Consider the following 332-nt stretch of genomic DNA (forward strand, 5'->3'; position numbering starts at 1 on the left):
ACCTATTCGAGGAAGCCATAGGACCAGAAAAATAGGGCGATTCCGCCGTATTTTCGGATCAGAAGTGACTGCTGAAATGCAAAATGCAGCCAATTTTGCTCTGAACCGCGTAAATCAGCGAAATGAAGCCGACTTCGGCAGGCCAAGTTTATTTTTGCGGCAGGGGTCCCTGGATGCGTAGTTTTTCAGCAATCGCCGGCAGCGCGCTGTTTCTGGTCGTCGCGCCGGGCGTCGTTGCCGGGCTGGTGCCGTGGCTGCTGACCGACGGCTTCCACACGCCACTGTCGATGGTACCGGGCTTCGCGGCTGCCGGCTCGATCCTGGTGGTCGTG

Annotated in this window: 1 protein-coding gene; it reads left to right on the forward strand. The window is 57.8% G+C overall.

Translation table 11 applies throughout. The annotated features are described in order from the left end of the window. A partial coding sequence (locus EN853_RS34430) for a hypothetical protein (RefSeq protein ID WP_210236099.1) occupies nt 1-181 on the forward strand: 181 nt, incomplete at its 5' end. Between the last annotated feature and the right edge of the window lie 151 nt (nt 182-332).

Origin of the sequence: Mesorhizobium sp. M1C.F.Ca.ET.210.01.1.1 (assembly GCF_004791585.1) — a bacterium.
Classification (GTDB): Bacteria; Pseudomonadota; Alphaproteobacteria; order Rhizobiales; family Rhizobiaceae; genus Mesorhizobium.